Annotated in this window: 12 protein-coding genes and 1 tRNA gene; 5 read left to right on the top strand and 8 right to left on the bottom strand. The window is 46.6% G+C overall.

Annotation, left to right across the window (positions count from 1 at the left end; translation table 11 throughout):
* Nucleotides 1-83 precede the first annotated feature (83 nt).
* Nucleotides 84-791, top strand: a complete 708-nt coding sequence (locus BC349_RS00800; protein ID WP_187254848.1) for a FadR/GntR family transcriptional regulator — start codon at nucleotides 84-86, stop codon at nucleotides 789-791.
* A 15-nt stretch (nucleotides 792-806) separates the two neighbouring features.
* Here the strand turns inward: BC349_RS00800 and BC349_RS00795 are convergent, their stop codons facing one another.
* Together BC349_RS00795 and BC349_RS00790 are read right to left on the bottom strand one after the other, a co-directional pair.
* Nucleotides 807-2,048, bottom strand: a complete 1,242-nt coding sequence (locus BC349_RS00795) for a DEAD/DEAH box helicase (protein ID WP_187254847.1) — start codon at nucleotides 2,046-2,048, stop codon at nucleotides 807-809.
* A gap of 80 nt (nucleotides 2,049-2,128) precedes the next feature.
* On the bottom strand, nucleotides 2,129-3,379 hold the full coding sequence (locus BC349_RS00790; protein ID WP_187254846.1) for a T9SS type A sorting domain-containing protein: 1,251 nt from the start codon (nucleotides 3,377-3,379) through the stop codon (nucleotides 2,129-2,131).
* Between the two features lie 145 nt (nucleotides 3,380-3,524).
* On the opposite strand from BC349_RS00790, the gene BC349_RS00785 reads away from it, so the two are divergent.
* Together BC349_RS00785 and BC349_RS00780 are read left to right on the top strand one after the other, a co-directional pair.
* On the top strand, nucleotides 3,525-4,850 hold the full coding sequence (locus BC349_RS00785; protein ID WP_187254845.1) for an MATE family efflux transporter: 1,326 nt from the start codon (nucleotides 3,525-3,527) through the stop codon (nucleotides 4,848-4,850).
* A gap of 44 nt (nucleotides 4,851-4,894) precedes the next feature.
* Nucleotides 4,895-6,418 (top strand): serine hydrolase domain-containing protein, encoded by a 1,524-nt coding sequence (locus tag BC349_RS00780; RefSeq protein ID WP_187254844.1) that lies wholly within the window; start codon nucleotides 4,895-4,897, stop codon nucleotides 6,416-6,418.
* 258 nt (nucleotides 6,419-6,676) lie between these two features.
* Here the strand turns inward: BC349_RS00780 and BC349_RS00775 are convergent, their stop codons facing one another.
* Complete coding sequence (locus BC349_RS00775; RefSeq protein WP_187254843.1) at nucleotides 6,677-7,393, bottom strand: DUF4397 domain-containing protein; 717 nt, start codon at nucleotides 7,391-7,393, stop codon at nucleotides 6,677-6,679.
* A 141-nt stretch (nucleotides 7,394-7,534) separates the two neighbouring features.
* Here BC349_RS00775 and BC349_RS00770 point away from each other — a divergent pair, with 141 nt between their 5' ends.
* A complete protein-coding gene (locus tag BC349_RS00770; protein ID WP_222840044.1) occupies nucleotides 7,535-8,116 on the top strand; it encodes a PhnA domain-containing protein in 582 nt (193 codons plus the stop codon).
* On the opposite strand, the gene BC349_RS00765 is transcribed toward BC349_RS00770, so the two are convergent.
* A complete protein-coding gene (locus tag BC349_RS00765; protein ID WP_187254842.1) occupies nucleotides 8,117-8,383 on the bottom strand; it encodes a hypothetical protein in 267 nt (88 codons plus the stop codon). It lies immediately after the preceding gene.
* Between the two features lie 171 nt (nucleotides 8,384-8,554).
* On the opposite strand from BC349_RS00765, the gene BC349_RS00760 reads away from it, so the two are divergent.
* Nucleotides 8,555-9,169 carry a hypothetical protein gene (locus tag BC349_RS00760; RefSeq protein ID WP_187254841.1) on the top strand — a complete coding sequence of 205 codons (615 nt, stop codon included), beginning with the start codon at nucleotides 8,555-8,557 and terminating at the stop codon, nucleotides 9,167-9,169.
* A 143-nt stretch (nucleotides 9,170-9,312) separates the two neighbouring features.
* On the opposite strand, the gene BC349_RS00755 is transcribed toward BC349_RS00760, so the two are convergent.
* The 4 genes from BC349_RS00755 to BC349_RS00740 all read right to left on the bottom strand — a co-directional run bounded on the left by BC349_RS00755 (nucleotide 9,313) and on the right by BC349_RS00740 (nucleotide 14,067).
* Nucleotides 9,313-9,386: transfer RNA gene (locus tag BC349_RS00755), tRNA-Pro, on the bottom strand.
* A 121-nt stretch (nucleotides 9,387-9,507) separates the two neighbouring features.
* A complete protein-coding gene (locus tag BC349_RS00750) occupies nucleotides 9,508-10,185 on the bottom strand; it encodes a DUF2202 domain-containing protein (RefSeq protein WP_187254840.1) in 678 nt (225 codons plus the stop codon).
* 163 nt (nucleotides 10,186-10,348) lie between these two features.
* A complete protein-coding gene (locus BC349_RS00745) occupies nucleotides 10,349-11,362 on the bottom strand; it encodes a dipeptide epimerase (protein WP_187254839.1) in 1,014 nt (337 codons plus the stop codon).
* 17 nt (nucleotides 11,363-11,379) lie between these two features.
* Nucleotides 11,380-14,067 (bottom strand): 4-alpha-glucanotransferase, encoded by a 2,688-nt coding sequence (locus tag BC349_RS00740; protein WP_187254838.1) that lies wholly within the window; start codon nucleotides 14,065-14,067, stop codon nucleotides 11,380-11,382.
* Between the last annotated feature and the right edge of the window lie 169 nt (nucleotides 14,068-14,236).

The following is a 14,236-nucleotide window of genomic DNA, read 5'->3' as shown; positions in this document are numbered from 1 at the left end:
ATTGTATATTCGTATTATGTAAGACTTGAGGTTCCGGCGGGAATACCGGTTCTGTTTATTTAATAAAATTACCTTTTTACCAGATGGCTTTCAGTGCATTAATTGAAGATTTCAAATCTGTTGATACCAGCTCACTGGTAGATAAAGTGGAAGCCAAACTTGTCCAGCTGCTCAAAGACCGGAAGTTGAAAGTGGGTGATTCCATCCCGAAAGAAATTGAACTGGCAGAAAGCCTTGGAGTAAGCCGAACGGTTATTCGTGAAGCCCTTTTACGCCTGAGGGTAATGGGATTGATAGAATCCAAAAAGAAAAAAGGCGCTGTTATCACCAGCCCCGACATATTCGGTATCATCGGAAAAAGCATGAGCCCGCATGTCCTGGATCAGGATACGCTGAGGGACATGTTTGAATTGCGGTTGATCCTCGAAATCGGGATGGCTGATTTTATTTTTCAACGCATTACACCGGAGGACCTGGCTGAGTTAAAAAAAATCGTGGGAAAAGAACCGGACGCAACACAGGACTACCTGTTTAATATTGAGCATGAAATTGCTTTTCACGGCAAGCTGTATGAAATAACCGGTAATGAAACCCTGCGAAAATTCCAGCGTATGTTGCTCCCCGTTTTTGATTATGTGCACCACAGCGGTTTATTGAAAAAACAGATCAACAACAAACGTTTTGTCTCGCACAGGGGATTGGTGGAAATTATTGAAAACGGTTCACCCGAAATGTTCCGCAATGCCATGCGCAACCATCTTGAAAACCATTTTTCCAGGCTGTTTGATTGATACTGCAGAAAAAAACTATTTCTTCTTTTTTCTTTTTTTCTCCTGTTCTTTCTGGTTCTCTTCAATCAGTTTGCGCCAGTTATCGTGAGGGATTTGTTCTGAAAACCCTATTGTTTCGCGGTAGGCATCCTTGTTGATGGTCATCTCCCTGATATCTTTTCCGATATACTGGTGAATGGCCTCCAGCAGTGGTTTTTCTTCCTCACTGCAGAAGGAAACGGCTTCCCCTTTTTTTACGCCCCGGCCAGTTCGACCAACCCTGTGTACGTAATTTTCAGGTACATCCGGAAGATCGTAGTTCACAACATAGTCAACATCCGGAATATCGATCCCCCTGGCATTTACGTCAGTGGTAATGAGCATATTGATATCGCCTGATTTGAATTGTTCCATCACGGTGAGGCGATCCTGCTGTTCCTTGCCGCCATGCATGGCAAGGCTTTCAATACCAACCCTTTTCATGGCAGCCTGAATTCTTTCCACCCTGAGTTTGGTTCTTGCGAAAACCAGGATTTTTTTTCCGGGCAATTCCTTTACCAGCCTTTCCAGGAAAAACCTTTTATCGTCCATTTCCACAAATGCAACGGAATGGCTCACATTTTTGGAAACGGGGTCCTGCGGCGAAACCTGGATCCGGATGGGATTGCGTACCATGGCATAGGCCAGGTCCTTTATTTTTTCATCAATGGTTGCCGAAAAGAACAGGGTCTGGTGATGCCGTGGCAGTTTCCTTTTTATGTCTGCGATATCCCTGTTGAAACCAAGGTCCAGCATATGATCGGCTTCATCGAGGACCAGGATTTGCACATGACCGAGATCCAGGTACTGCTGGTTGATCAGGTCAAACATCCTGCCGGGGGTGGCGACAAGGATATCAACTCCCTTCTTCAGGGTTTTGATCTGGGTATCCTGTTCCACACCGCCAAAAAGTCCCAATACTGATAATTCCGTGAACTGCCCGATTTCGCTGAACACCTTTGAAATCTGTATGGCCAGTTCCCGGGTCGGTACCATTACCAGGCACTGTAGAAGGTGTTTGGGTTTATGCCTCCTGCGCTGCTCCTGCTGGAGGAGATGCAGCACAGGTATGGCAAAAGCAGCCGTTTTACCAGTGCCTGTCTGGGCTATAGCCAGAACATCCTCCCCTTTCAGGATGGATGGAATGGCTTTGAACTGTATATCGGTTGGTCGTTTGAAGCCCAGTTCAGCGAGGCTTTCCTTGATATCCGGAGAAATATGGTACTGTTCAAACTTCATGCACTGGAAACCATTCCTTTAAGCGGGAATGTTCCGCAAAGGTATTGCATTAGCGGTTCTGCTGCCAGCACCTCCGCGTTTTATTGCACCATAAACTTGTCCGTGTAAACGGCCCTGCCCTGTTCATTGGATAAAACAACCATCAGGACCCCCGTTTGCCGCTGGGATGTCTGTAACTGGCAGGTATTCCTTCCCGTTACCACGTGAAAATTGCGGGCTGTAACCTGTTGCCCGTTCATATTATAAATTCTTGCCTGTAGATTTTGTGATTGATCGGTATTAATGAACAATTGTAACCGGTTCCCGGACTGTACAAATTTTTGTACGGATATACCCTGGCTATTAAGTCCATCCAGCCGGATGGTTTTTGAATAAGCTTCCTGCTGGTTATAGGAGATTTGCCTGATCCTGTAAAAGACTTTCTGCTTATCCGCATGTGGGTCGGCAACGGTATATTTTTTTTCTGGAGCTGATACCCCATTGCTTTTAATTGTTTTGATGGTTGTCCAGTTAAACTGGTCAGTACTGCGTTGAACATGGTAATCAGTGGCCCCCTCTTCGTGTGCAACTGACCATTGTAATGTGACTTCCGAGCCGGACCGTCTTCCGGTAAAATCAAGCCATCTGACCGGTAATACTATATAGGTATTGAAAAAAGGCTTGAAATAAATACTGGTATGCCGGGTATCGGGAACTGCTTTTTTCGAAATGGCTCCATTGCGGTAAATGATACTGCTCACGTTCATGAAATTCATCTGGAACATGGCTTCCCTGCGGGAACTGTCAATATTTGGAATGGTGGTTACTTTCCCGATGGCCTTGCTTTTCACACCGTTGAAGGATACCTCAAGATTGGAGGTGGGTGCAACAGAATAACTGCCTGGGGTACCCGCTTCCACAAATTCTTTCAGCTGGCCATTATCACCATCGATATCAAGGGCGGTTACCGCGAGGCAGGGAAGGATGGTGTCAATGAGTGTTCCTGCCTTCTTAAAACTGAATTTCCATTCAAGATAAGAAGTGTCCCTCGGGCCTGCCGTAACATACGGCTGCCAGGCATCATGATAACCCTGAACCGATCCCGGTACGTCCGGATTAAACAAGGTAGTGTTTTTTAAAATCAGGATTTCGGCATGTACATCAAGTCCAGGTGCGGCATTGGCAAACTTATAAATGGCTCCGACTTTTGCGGCAGTTCCGCCGATCAAAACGGGATTACGGAATGACAAGGAAGGTGCTCCGCTGCACTGGGCCTGCACGGGCGATAAAACCCCGGAAAGGATCGACTGGATAAAAACAACAAATAGAAGCAGTGTAGATTTTGCTTTCATAGGCTTGATTTTAAAATTCTAATAATACTGCTCTGGTCCACAACAAAGCTACAATCCCCCCAATTGAATGTCAAGCGGAATTGTACGCTTCTTAGCCAGCCATGTTCTGTACATTTGTCCCCTTATTTTAATAGGGAAAATACCAATGTTCAGATCAGAAGCGAAGCAAACCATACAATTGGCGCTGCCCATCATTATCGGTGAACTGGCGCAGATGGCCCTGCACATCATTGATACCGCCATGGTGGGCGCCATCAGCTACAAACAACTGGCCGCCGCAGCGCTGGTGATCAATGCCATGGGTATTCCTTTTGTGATCGGGATCGGGATGACCATTTCCATGTCACAGATGGTGTCCATGGCACATGGCCGCCGCGATGGGCAGATGGTTTCACACTATTTCTACAATGGTTTTGTTTTATGTGCAATCACTGCAGTGATAATTGGTTCGGTACTGCTGCTTGGAAGCCCTTTGCTGCGGCATATGGGACAGGACCCGGAGGTGGTGGAACTGGCCCTTCCTTTTATGAGGCTGATGGGTTTGTCTATTGTGCCCATGCTGCTTTTTATGACCCTGAAACAATTTACCGACGGACTTGAATTCACCCGGACAGCCATGCTGCTCTCACTGGCAGGTATGCCCCTGAACATACTGCTCAACTGGCTGCTGATCTATGGTAACTGGGGTTTCCCGAGACTTGAACTGCTGGGCGCAGGTTGGTCCACCCTGATCACCCGTACCCTGATGTTTTTGGTATTGGGGGTTATCATCCTGAAGCACCGAACTTTTCGCAGATACATGGCCGTTAGTACCAATCAATGGAAATTGCGCTGGGGAACAATGAAGGAACTGCTTTATATCGGAATCCCGAGCAGTCTTCAGATTGGTATGGAAGCCGGTGCGTTTGCTGTCTCCGGGATCATCATAGGAACCTTCGGCGCCATTCCCCAGGCGAGCCACCAGATTGCACTGAGTTGCGCATCTTTTACCTTTATGGTTTCAATGGGACTGGCGCAGGCCGGTTCCATCCGGGTGAGCAATGCCTTTGGCCGTAAGAACTGGCGCCTCATTTCGGTGATCGGTAAAAGCACTTTGGTGACAGCACTGGTTTATGGTAGTTTCTGTGCCATCGTGTTTGTACTCTTCCGCGACCAGCTGCCTAAACTCTTTAATAAGAACGGGAATGTTATCGCCCTTGCATCTGTACTGCTGCTTTTTGCCGCCATCTTCCAGATCTCGGATAGCACCCAGGCCATCGGCGCCGGCCTTCTGAGGGGAATCAAGGATGTCAAAAGACCAACCATCCTGATAGGTATTGCCTACTGGGTGATCGGAATTCCACTTGGATACCTGCTTGGTTTTCATTTCGAAATGGGTGCCCAGGGCATGTGGATCGGGCTGATAGCCGGTCTTAGTTTCGCATCTTTCTTCCTGATCATGCGGTTCCTGAAAATGAGCAGGAATGGTTAGATATGGATGCGTATATTGCCTGCAGGTAACCGAATATACAAGCCATGATAAAATCATTTTCCTTTTTGATGCTGACAGGGTTTTTCTTTTCAGGGAATTTTACTGCAGCCTATGGGCAACAGGTTGAACCTGGCAAACAACTGGCAGCAGGCTTTCCTGCGGTAGAAAAAATTTTCGGAGATTATGCCCGGCAGCATCATTTTCCTGGTGCAGTTTTCGGCATTGTTGCAGATGGAAAACTTGTTTATACTGGCAGTATCGGGATGTCCAACCTGGAGAAAAAATATCCCGCCAATGGCCAGTCGGCCTTTCGCATTGCGTCTATGTCGAAGAGTTTCGCCAGCGTGGCCATTCTTCAATTGAGGGACCAGGGCAGACTAAAACTCGATGATCCCGCCTATCTCTATATTCCTGAACTAAAATCACAGCAATACCTTACAACGGATGCTCCTCCCATAACCATCAGGCAATTACTGACGCATGCTGCAGGATTCCCGGAGGACAATCCCTGGGGCGACCGCCAGCTGGGCATAAGCGACGAACAGATGTTGTCTATGTTCAAAAAGGGAATTTCCTTTTCAACTGTTCCCGGGACTGCTTATGAGTACAGTAATATGGGCTTTGCCATGCTGGGTTATATCATCAAAAAAGTTAGCGGCGCCACTTACCAGGAATATATCCGGAAAAATATCTGGCAGCCACTGGGCATGAATCATACTTACTGGGAATATACGGATGTGCCGGAATCAAGGCTGGCATTAGGTTACCGCTGGCTGAACAATAGCTGGATAAAGCAACCGATGGAACATGATGGGGCCTATGGTGTCATGGGTGGCATCATTACTACCATGGATGACTATGCGAAATATGTGGCTTTTATGCTGGAAGCCTGGCCTCCTCGGGATGGTATGGAAAAGGGGCCTCTTAAAAGAAGTTCCCTGCGTGAAATGCAACAGCCCTGGAATTTCAATAACCTGAATACGAATTACAAATATCCCGATGGCCGTTCCTGTCCACTGGTGTCGGCATATGGGTATGGTCTTCGGTGGACAAAAGATTGTACCGGACGTGTTTCGGTTGGCCATAGTGGTGGCCTTCCCGGCTTTGGCAGCAACTGGACCATCCTGCCGGATTATGGCATCGGCATCATTAGTTTTATCAATCTTACCTATGCACCCGCCACAGCTCTGAATAACAGGGCACTTGACACCTTGCTTAAAATTTCTGGTGTAACGCCACGGAAATTGCCGGTCTCCCCTATCCTGAAGCAAAGACAACAGGACCTGGTTAAAATATTGCCCGATTGGAAGGATGAAAACCTGAAGGGCATTTTTGCTGAAAATTTTTTCCTCGATTACCTGGTCGATTCATTGCGTAAAGAATCTGGTGAGATTTTTAAACAGGCCGGAAAAATAATCCGAGTGGGGGAAATGAGACCCGAAAATAACCTCCGGGGTTCGTTCCTGTTGAATGGAGAAGCGGCTGATATCGAAATTTATTTCACCCTGTCTCCTGAAATACCTGCCATGGTTCAGGAATACCATATCAGGCTGTTAAATGGAAAATGAGCCGGGTAGTTTATCTGGTTGCAGCCATGAAATGCACCCTGAGAGCGGTTCATTTCATGGCTTGGCCGGAAGGATGAAGGTTTGTTTCGCTGCCAGACAAAATATTTTAAGGATAAGGCTTAATGGTTAAGGTGATACAAAACTAGACAACTTAAACGGTTGTTTCGGTCACATGAAATGGTGGTTTCACTGAAAGGTCCCCTTGTATCTCAGCCATAGTGCATTTACCCTATCACATAAATATGTCTTGCAGTATTATTAATTGTTATTATCGGTAACGGTGCCGTTCACAATGTATTTGATTTGTACTGCCCGACCAGGATCGGTTGCATTCGGATCTCCCATCAATAGAACAGTATAAACTTTGTTTTCTGCAGCTGCAAAAGTCCTGCTTACATTTATGTTTGCATCATTGCTGATGCTGACAGTGATTTCCCCGGCATTCACTGCGGCAAATTCAGACACTGTTCCGAAACTGCTGTTTTCGGTAATATTCCCACTACCTGCGGCGCTTAATAAAATTACAGCCTGTCCAGAATCAGGAATGGCATGAATAAAACGTACCCAGGCTTTTCCTGCCATCAGATCCAGGCTATCCAATCCGTCTTCAACAATGATATTGCTGTAGTTGCTGTCTGCCCCAATGGTGAACAGAGAATAATACCGGCTTGAATCGTACGTATAATTGGTTGTGCTGGTAATGGCGGCACCTGAATAAGCATCTATTGCCATAGTTGGCCGCGTACCGGGGTAAATATTTACATATCCACCGGTGTAATTCCCGAATGCAAGGGGCTGGTTATTGATATTATTTCCTGAAAGGTTAATGGTAATTCCTTCCTTATCTGTTGCCAGATTGAAAGCCATTAAACCCGCGACAGGGATATCAGGGGTATTGTCCTCAGTTTTCAGGCAAGATGTCAGCAACATGCCACCTGTTACCAGTCCCAATAGAGCGAATCCTATTTTTTTCATAGCGAGTATTTATAATAACCTGAACGAAAACTGTACCAGACAAATTCTTTAGTCATTCGGCTGCAGGATTTTCTATCTGTTTTAACGTCTTAAAAAATGTACTGTTAAAATCTTACCTTGCGGCGAATTAACAACTTCATTATGACAGAAGCTCAACTGCGTGAAAGAAGCGGCAATAAATGTGAATTATGCGGGTCGGAAAGTTCTACCGGTGTGTATGATGTGTTACCGGAACCTGCTGCAAAGGTGGATAACCAGATACTGGTTTGTGGCAAATGCAAAGCGCAGTTGGAGAAAAAAGAGGAACTGGATAGTAAGCACTGGTCATGCCTGACCACTTCCATGTGGAGTGAAGTGCCTGCTGTGCAGGTTGTTTCCTGGCGGTTGCTTAATCGCCTGAAACAGGAAAGCTGGGCAATGGAGCATCTGGATATGATGTATCTCGATGATGATATGCTGGCCTGGGCAAAAGCGTCCGGCGATCATGAAAACGATTCTGCTGTTGAATTTCACCGTGACTGCAACGGTGCCATCCTGCAGGAAGGCGATGCTGTAGTGCTGACCAAATCATTGGATGTAAAAGGTTCCACCCTCAATGCAAAGATGGGTACGGTGGTGAAAAATATCCGCCTGGTGGAAAATAATACTGAGCAGATCGAGGGTAAGATTGAAGGACAAACCATCGTGATCCTGACTAAATATGTAAGGAAGCAGGGAGCATAATCAGTCTTCTTTCTCACCACCAAGGCTGTAATAGTTGTTCTCTTCATCCTCCTCTCCTATGTCCTCCATGTCATCATCCAGCTCGGCACCGGGAATATCCAGATCTGCAGCAGGATTATCATCCGTATGCTGTTTGTGATGCGGTAATTTAATCGCGCCGGAAGAAGGATTCATGATATCTTCCTCAGGAGGATAATCCATTTTCTCCAACTCTTTTTCTATCTGTTCTTCCGAAGGGTGTTCTGGTTTGATGTCTTTTCTTTTCATGGCACGCTTTTCCCCAATTTACGCAAAAGACCGAAGAAATATTCCTGATAAAACCACGCTGAGAATATGAAAAAGATCAGCTACGCAACAGTATTGATTTTACCAATCCAGTAGTTGTACGTAGAAAGCCGGATTGGTATACTGATAATTTTGTTGCACTAAAAACTAAAGATGAAAAAGTTAGCAACAGGCTTTTTATTTGTGATTGCGGTGGCCGGACTTGTCAGTTTCCGGGGACTGAGCCACTTCTATAATGATATTTTTACCAGGCTTGGATTAGGAACTGAGGAAGCGGAAAGTTATATCGTAGGAAATATTATTGAAGGAGGCACCGGTTTTCCAATGTCTGACATCATGCGCAAACTTGCGATGAACAAGCGGGCTGCAGTAGTAAAAGAAATCGGGGACTATGTTAAGAGCTATACCCGCACGGCCGCTTTCGCGGAACAATACAAAATCTTCCGGATGGAAGCCAGACCTGTGGCACCTCCCGGCGAATATGGCCAGGAGGCTAAACTTGCCCATAACCAGGATCTGAAAAGATGGGAAGCTGAATGTCCTGCAACAGTAAATGCCCTGGTGAAGAAAAGATTAATGGATTTCCTGGCAGGAACTGCCGATATCAATTTCAATGCGAAACTGGTAAGAAGGGGCAGTAAAATGGTCTTCGCTGATCCTGTGCTGGAAGCAAAAGACGACCTGTGGAAGTATGCTTTCCGGAGTGGTGAGGAAACCGTTGCCGCGGCAAGGGGGTATGCGCAGCAGTGGTTGCTGGAATTGAAATGATTTGAATGTTCAGCCAGGTTCACAAAAAGATACCGGATGGGTTGTTTTTTTGTCGTGAGGAATTGATTACAGCCTGCAGCTTCAGCAAAACCCTTGCAATGACAGCCTGCATCAAATTAAGGGCTCAAAAAAGTTTTTGAAAGTCGGGATGACTGGATTCGAACCAGCGGCCTCTTCGTCCCGAACGAAGCGCGCTACCGGGCTGCGCTACATCCCGAGGGGAAAAAGTGTAGGCTGCAAATATAAAATTCTGTGTTTTTATTGCCAAGGTCTTCCTGTAAAAAAATTAGTAAAACTACTACCCGTCGGGTGCCACCCGTCGGGTAGTAGTTTTACTTTCAGGAACCTGTTTCCATTTCACTGGAAACCACTTCCTCAAATTCTTCCTGCGTGATGTATTGCGGCGTATAAGTTCCACCCAGGTCCAGTATCTTACTGTAAAATGAACGAAGGTGGTTCCTGCTTCCTTTCAACAGGTTTTCATACACTTCAATGATATCGGAATTATCTATGGTTTGCAGGTCTTCCTTGATATCGCGGAGGTCCATGTCCTCAATTGTGGCGCCCACGATCAGGGCATTCATTAAACTGGTACTTCCTTTGGCTACTAATTGGTTGTACAGTGACTGCAGGCTCTCATCTGTAAAGACACCTATTGGGTTGTTGGCGGCCGGATCAGGCAGGTTGTATTTTACCAGTAATTTGAGAATGGCATCCATGTGGGATTGCTCACTTTCTGAAATATTGCTGAAAATCGCATCTCCCCACTTCTTATACAAGGTGATATAAACGTCCCTGGCAAGTTTTTCTTCTTCGCGCATAAACAACAATGAATGGCGCTCATCCTCACTGATGGTTGACTGAAGGTCATTCACCAAAGCTGATTTTTTAACAGCTTTCTGACTGAGAAAGGCTTCTTCGGCAGGCAATACGCTTTCCTTGCTGCAGGAGATGGCAAAAAAAGCCAGCAAAACAGAGGTTCCGATAACGGTGGTTTTTCTGATTGGATTCTTCATGATACTTTGTTTGGTGATTTTAAGTACCACAAATTCCAGGGTGATTAATCAATTGTTGGTAACCTGGGTTACACAAATTTGTCAGGAGCCGGTTTTAACAATCTTTAAACAATGAGCTATTCACCCGTCGGGTGCCACCCGACGGGTGAATAAACCAGACGAATTATAAATGAACGGATATACCCAATCCGGGAGATTCCGGAAGACTCACCTTGCCGAAGTTATAATGAAGTCCGGAGGCAAGATCTTCTGCGAGCAGCAACGGACCGTCCATGTCCAGCCAGTCGGCCAGCGGTGCCAGGTGTGCCAGGGCGGCGGAGCCGATGGTGCTTTCATTCATACAGCCAAGCATGATCTTCATACCGCGTGCACGGGCATCTTTGATCATGCGAAGCGCGGGGGTAATGCCGGTGCATTTTGTCAGTTTGATGTTGATGCCATGGAAATGACCCTCACAATGTGCCACATCCTGTTCAAATACGCAACTTTCATCTGCTACCAGCGGCAGCGGAGACCTTTCATATAACCAGGCCATCCCCTCCCAATCATCTTTGGCCAGCGGCTGTTCAATGAATTCCACATTCATGGAAGCAAAAGCATTAATTTTTTCCAGGGCCTCCTCTTTTGTCCAGGCAGCATTGGCGTCTATGCGCAGGGGGGTGTCTGTATGGCGGCGCAGGGATTCCATGATCTCCATATCCCGGTCAGTACCCAGTTTAATCTTATACACGGGCCAGGGAGTTTCCTGCATCTTGGCAATCATCTTCTCCGTTGTGTCGATGCCGATGGTATAATCGGTGATGGGCATATGCACCGGGTCGGCACCAAACATTTTGAATAGTGGCTGGCGTTTCAGCTTACCGAAAAGGTCCCAGGCGGCAATATCAAGCGCACAGACGAGGAAGCCGTTGGCGGGATATAAATGGTGCAGGTAATGCCAGTATCGTTCCGGATCAGTGAAGGCGAATTTTTCTACGAATTTTTTTTTCGCATCCAGGTCGGACTGCATTTTTTCAACCGGGATATTATAGTATGCAATAGCCGGGGCTTCACCATAACCCTTGATGCCATTGAAATCCAGCTCCACTACAAATGTTGGCTGGTGAGTCTTGGTGCCTTTTGAAATAGTGAATGGATGGGTGAACGGCAACTGTCTGATAAATGATTGTACGCGCATACCGCAAACCTAAATAATTATGCTCTTCCGCCGGCCTTTATGTATTCTTTCAGGTCTGTGTTGAATGCTTTTTCTTTCATCAGGCTTTCCAGTGTCATGTGCATACGATAACGCCAGTAGTGTTTGGCAACTGCCGGTATGTTGATGCGCTCCTCCCCGGGATCATTTCTCCGGAGTCCGGCATCCATACCCAGCAGGTCCTGCAACTGGAATACACTCCACATGGCAGGCGAATTAAGGTGTTGTATGATGATCGATCTGTTGATCCATGCTTCGCAGAAAAGCGGAGCTTCTCCCCACTGGCCAAGTTCCTGATTAAAGAAGCGCTGGGTCTTGGCATGGTCCTCTTCCCACCAGCCGCGGATGGTGCTCATGTCGTGCGTCGATGGCGTAACTACCGATAAATACGGCGCATCATTGGGGTGGAAGAATTCTTTTTTAGGGTCCTTGGGCATCCGTTGTATTTCGAGGCTCAGGATGCCAAGTTGTTTCATCACATCGGGTACGCAATGAGGCACCATTCCAAGGTCTTCACCACAGATCAGCATATTGGTGGAGGCTTTCAGTGCAGGCAATTTGTGCATGGCTTCCTGCATCCAGAAATCATCCTGCCGTTGGTAAAAATAATTTACATAAAGGTCCTTCAGTTTTTGGCGGGTATCCCATTCGAGCATCCGGAAGGAACTGGTTTGCTCCATTGCAAAACGGAAATGGAATTTAGTACCATTGGAATCCTTTTCTTCAAAAAGGATGACATTGCTGTGCAGGTCTAGCAATCCCTGTTTCAGCCAGCCCTGGTTATCGGGGATCTCCTGGTGAGCAAACCAGTTTTCGACCTTGCGTTGCGTATCAAATTCTTCACGGAAATTAAACTGGCCAAAACCGGTTTCTTCCAGGAAGGTATCGCGGACATACTGCTGCAGGTTACCGAAACGATCCCTCAGGATATTTTCGGTTATATATGGCCGAGTATAACGATGATGGTTAAACCATATCTGCCTTTCTGAAAATTCATTTACATGCACAGGGATGGACGGAACAAAATGTCCCATGATTCCTTCCACAGCGCTCAGGGGAATGGACCATATCCGGAAAAATCCAAGGATATGATCGATCCGGAATGCGTCGAAGTACTCGCTCATCTGCGCGAAACGTTGTTTCCACCAGGTGTATCCATCTTCCTCCATCTTTTGCCAGTTATAGGTGGGGAAGCCCCAGTTCTGGCCTTTGATGGCAAAATCATCTGGTGGCGCACCTGCCTGCTGGTCCATATTATAGAGGGCCGGTGACATCCAGGCATCGCAGCTGTATCGGTATATGCCGATGGGGATATCGCCCTTTACAATTATGCCATGCCTGTGTGCATAGGCGGTAGCTGCTTTCAACTGGCGGTGAAGCTGGTACTGGATATAATAATGCAGGAGGATATCATCGTGATGATCCTTTTCCGGAGAAACAAAATCATCAATAGCGGCCGCTTCGTAATGGGAATGTTCTTTCCATTGAGTGAAATCCGCTGTAAGGTTCTGGTCGCGCAGGTAACAGAAAGCCGCGTAAGGAACCAGCCAGTATTGGTTCCTGTCAAAAAACTCCTGGTATTCAGGGTTTGATAGCCATACGTCTTTTTGCGCCACAAAGAGTTCCTTCAAAACTGCCATTTTGATTTTCATCACTTCTTCATAATCAACGGCGGGCAAATCATTCAGTTCCTTCTGCTTGTTTTTGAGGGGCTTTACAATGGCGGATTGTTTTTTTCCCGCCACTTCTTCCAGGTTTATAAAAATCGGGTGCAGGGCAAAGGCCGAAATGGCTGCATAGGGATAGGAATCCATCCAGCTATGGGTGGCAGTTGTATCGTTAACCGGCAATAACTGGATCAGTTTCATGTTCACCTGATTGGCCCAATCCACCAGCAGCGGGAGGTCAGTGAACTCCCCCACCCCGAAACTGTTTTTCGAGCGAAGGCTGAATACGGGTATAGCCACTCCTGCCCCTTTCCAGGTATTATTCGGAAGTTGTACAAACCCATCATGTACAACGGTAAGGTGTTGACCGGCATCGCCAAACAGACTGCGGTTGGCCCCGGCTTCAAAACGTACAAAGGCTTTTTCTTTTGTATTATAAACACCGTATTTGTATTGAAGGGGGAAGCCTTCTTTCGGCAGATCAAGGGAAACAGTCCACCAATTTCCTTCCCTGTGCAGCATCGTGGGAACCTCTGTTGCCCATTCACCCAGGGCAGGAACGCTGCCAAGCAGACAGATGACTTCATTTTTCTGGAGCAGGGGCGCTTTGACCCGAAAGATATGGGAACAGGTTTTGGGTTGTTTGGGTTTTTTCCCCCCGGTCTGGGGCAGCAGGGTTTCAAGGAATGGAGCAGTATAAAATGCGTTTTCGTATTCGCCGGCATGATTCCAGGTATCCACAAACTGACAGGCCTCAAAACTTCCCTGCTTCAGTGTAAAACACCTGTCATTGCCCCATTCCGTGACAATTTTTCCATCGGCTGCCACCAACTGGTATTGATAACGGATCTCCGGGTCATGGGAAGGATCGATTTCTACACTTGCCTGCCAATAGTTTTCATTCAACCAGCTCATGGGTATGGCCTCCCCCTCTCCTGTTCCGGGTGATTTGAAATTGCCGGCAATCTGGAGAGTTTGTCCCACAGTGGTATGAAAGCGCAGGAAAAATTGAAGCTTCATGCAATCGATGTTTTGGGTGCGGCTAAAATATAAAAAAATCAGATCATTTGTGTATTTATTACACATTTATAATTTCGAGGATTTTCTTTACTGGTTCAATGTTTCACCAATCTTTGCTGTTCCCTGACTTCCTTCCGGTTTTCATCCTTCGCCATTAACGACGAAAGCC

This window comes from Flavihumibacter stibioxidans, from assembly GCF_014332695.1.
Taxonomy (GTDB): domain Bacteria; phylum Bacteroidota; class Bacteroidia; order Chitinophagales; family Chitinophagaceae; genus Flavihumibacter; species Flavihumibacter stibioxidans.
The sequence above is the reverse complement of the archived record's forward strand: the minus strand, read 5'-3'. Positions and strand labels throughout refer to the sequence as shown.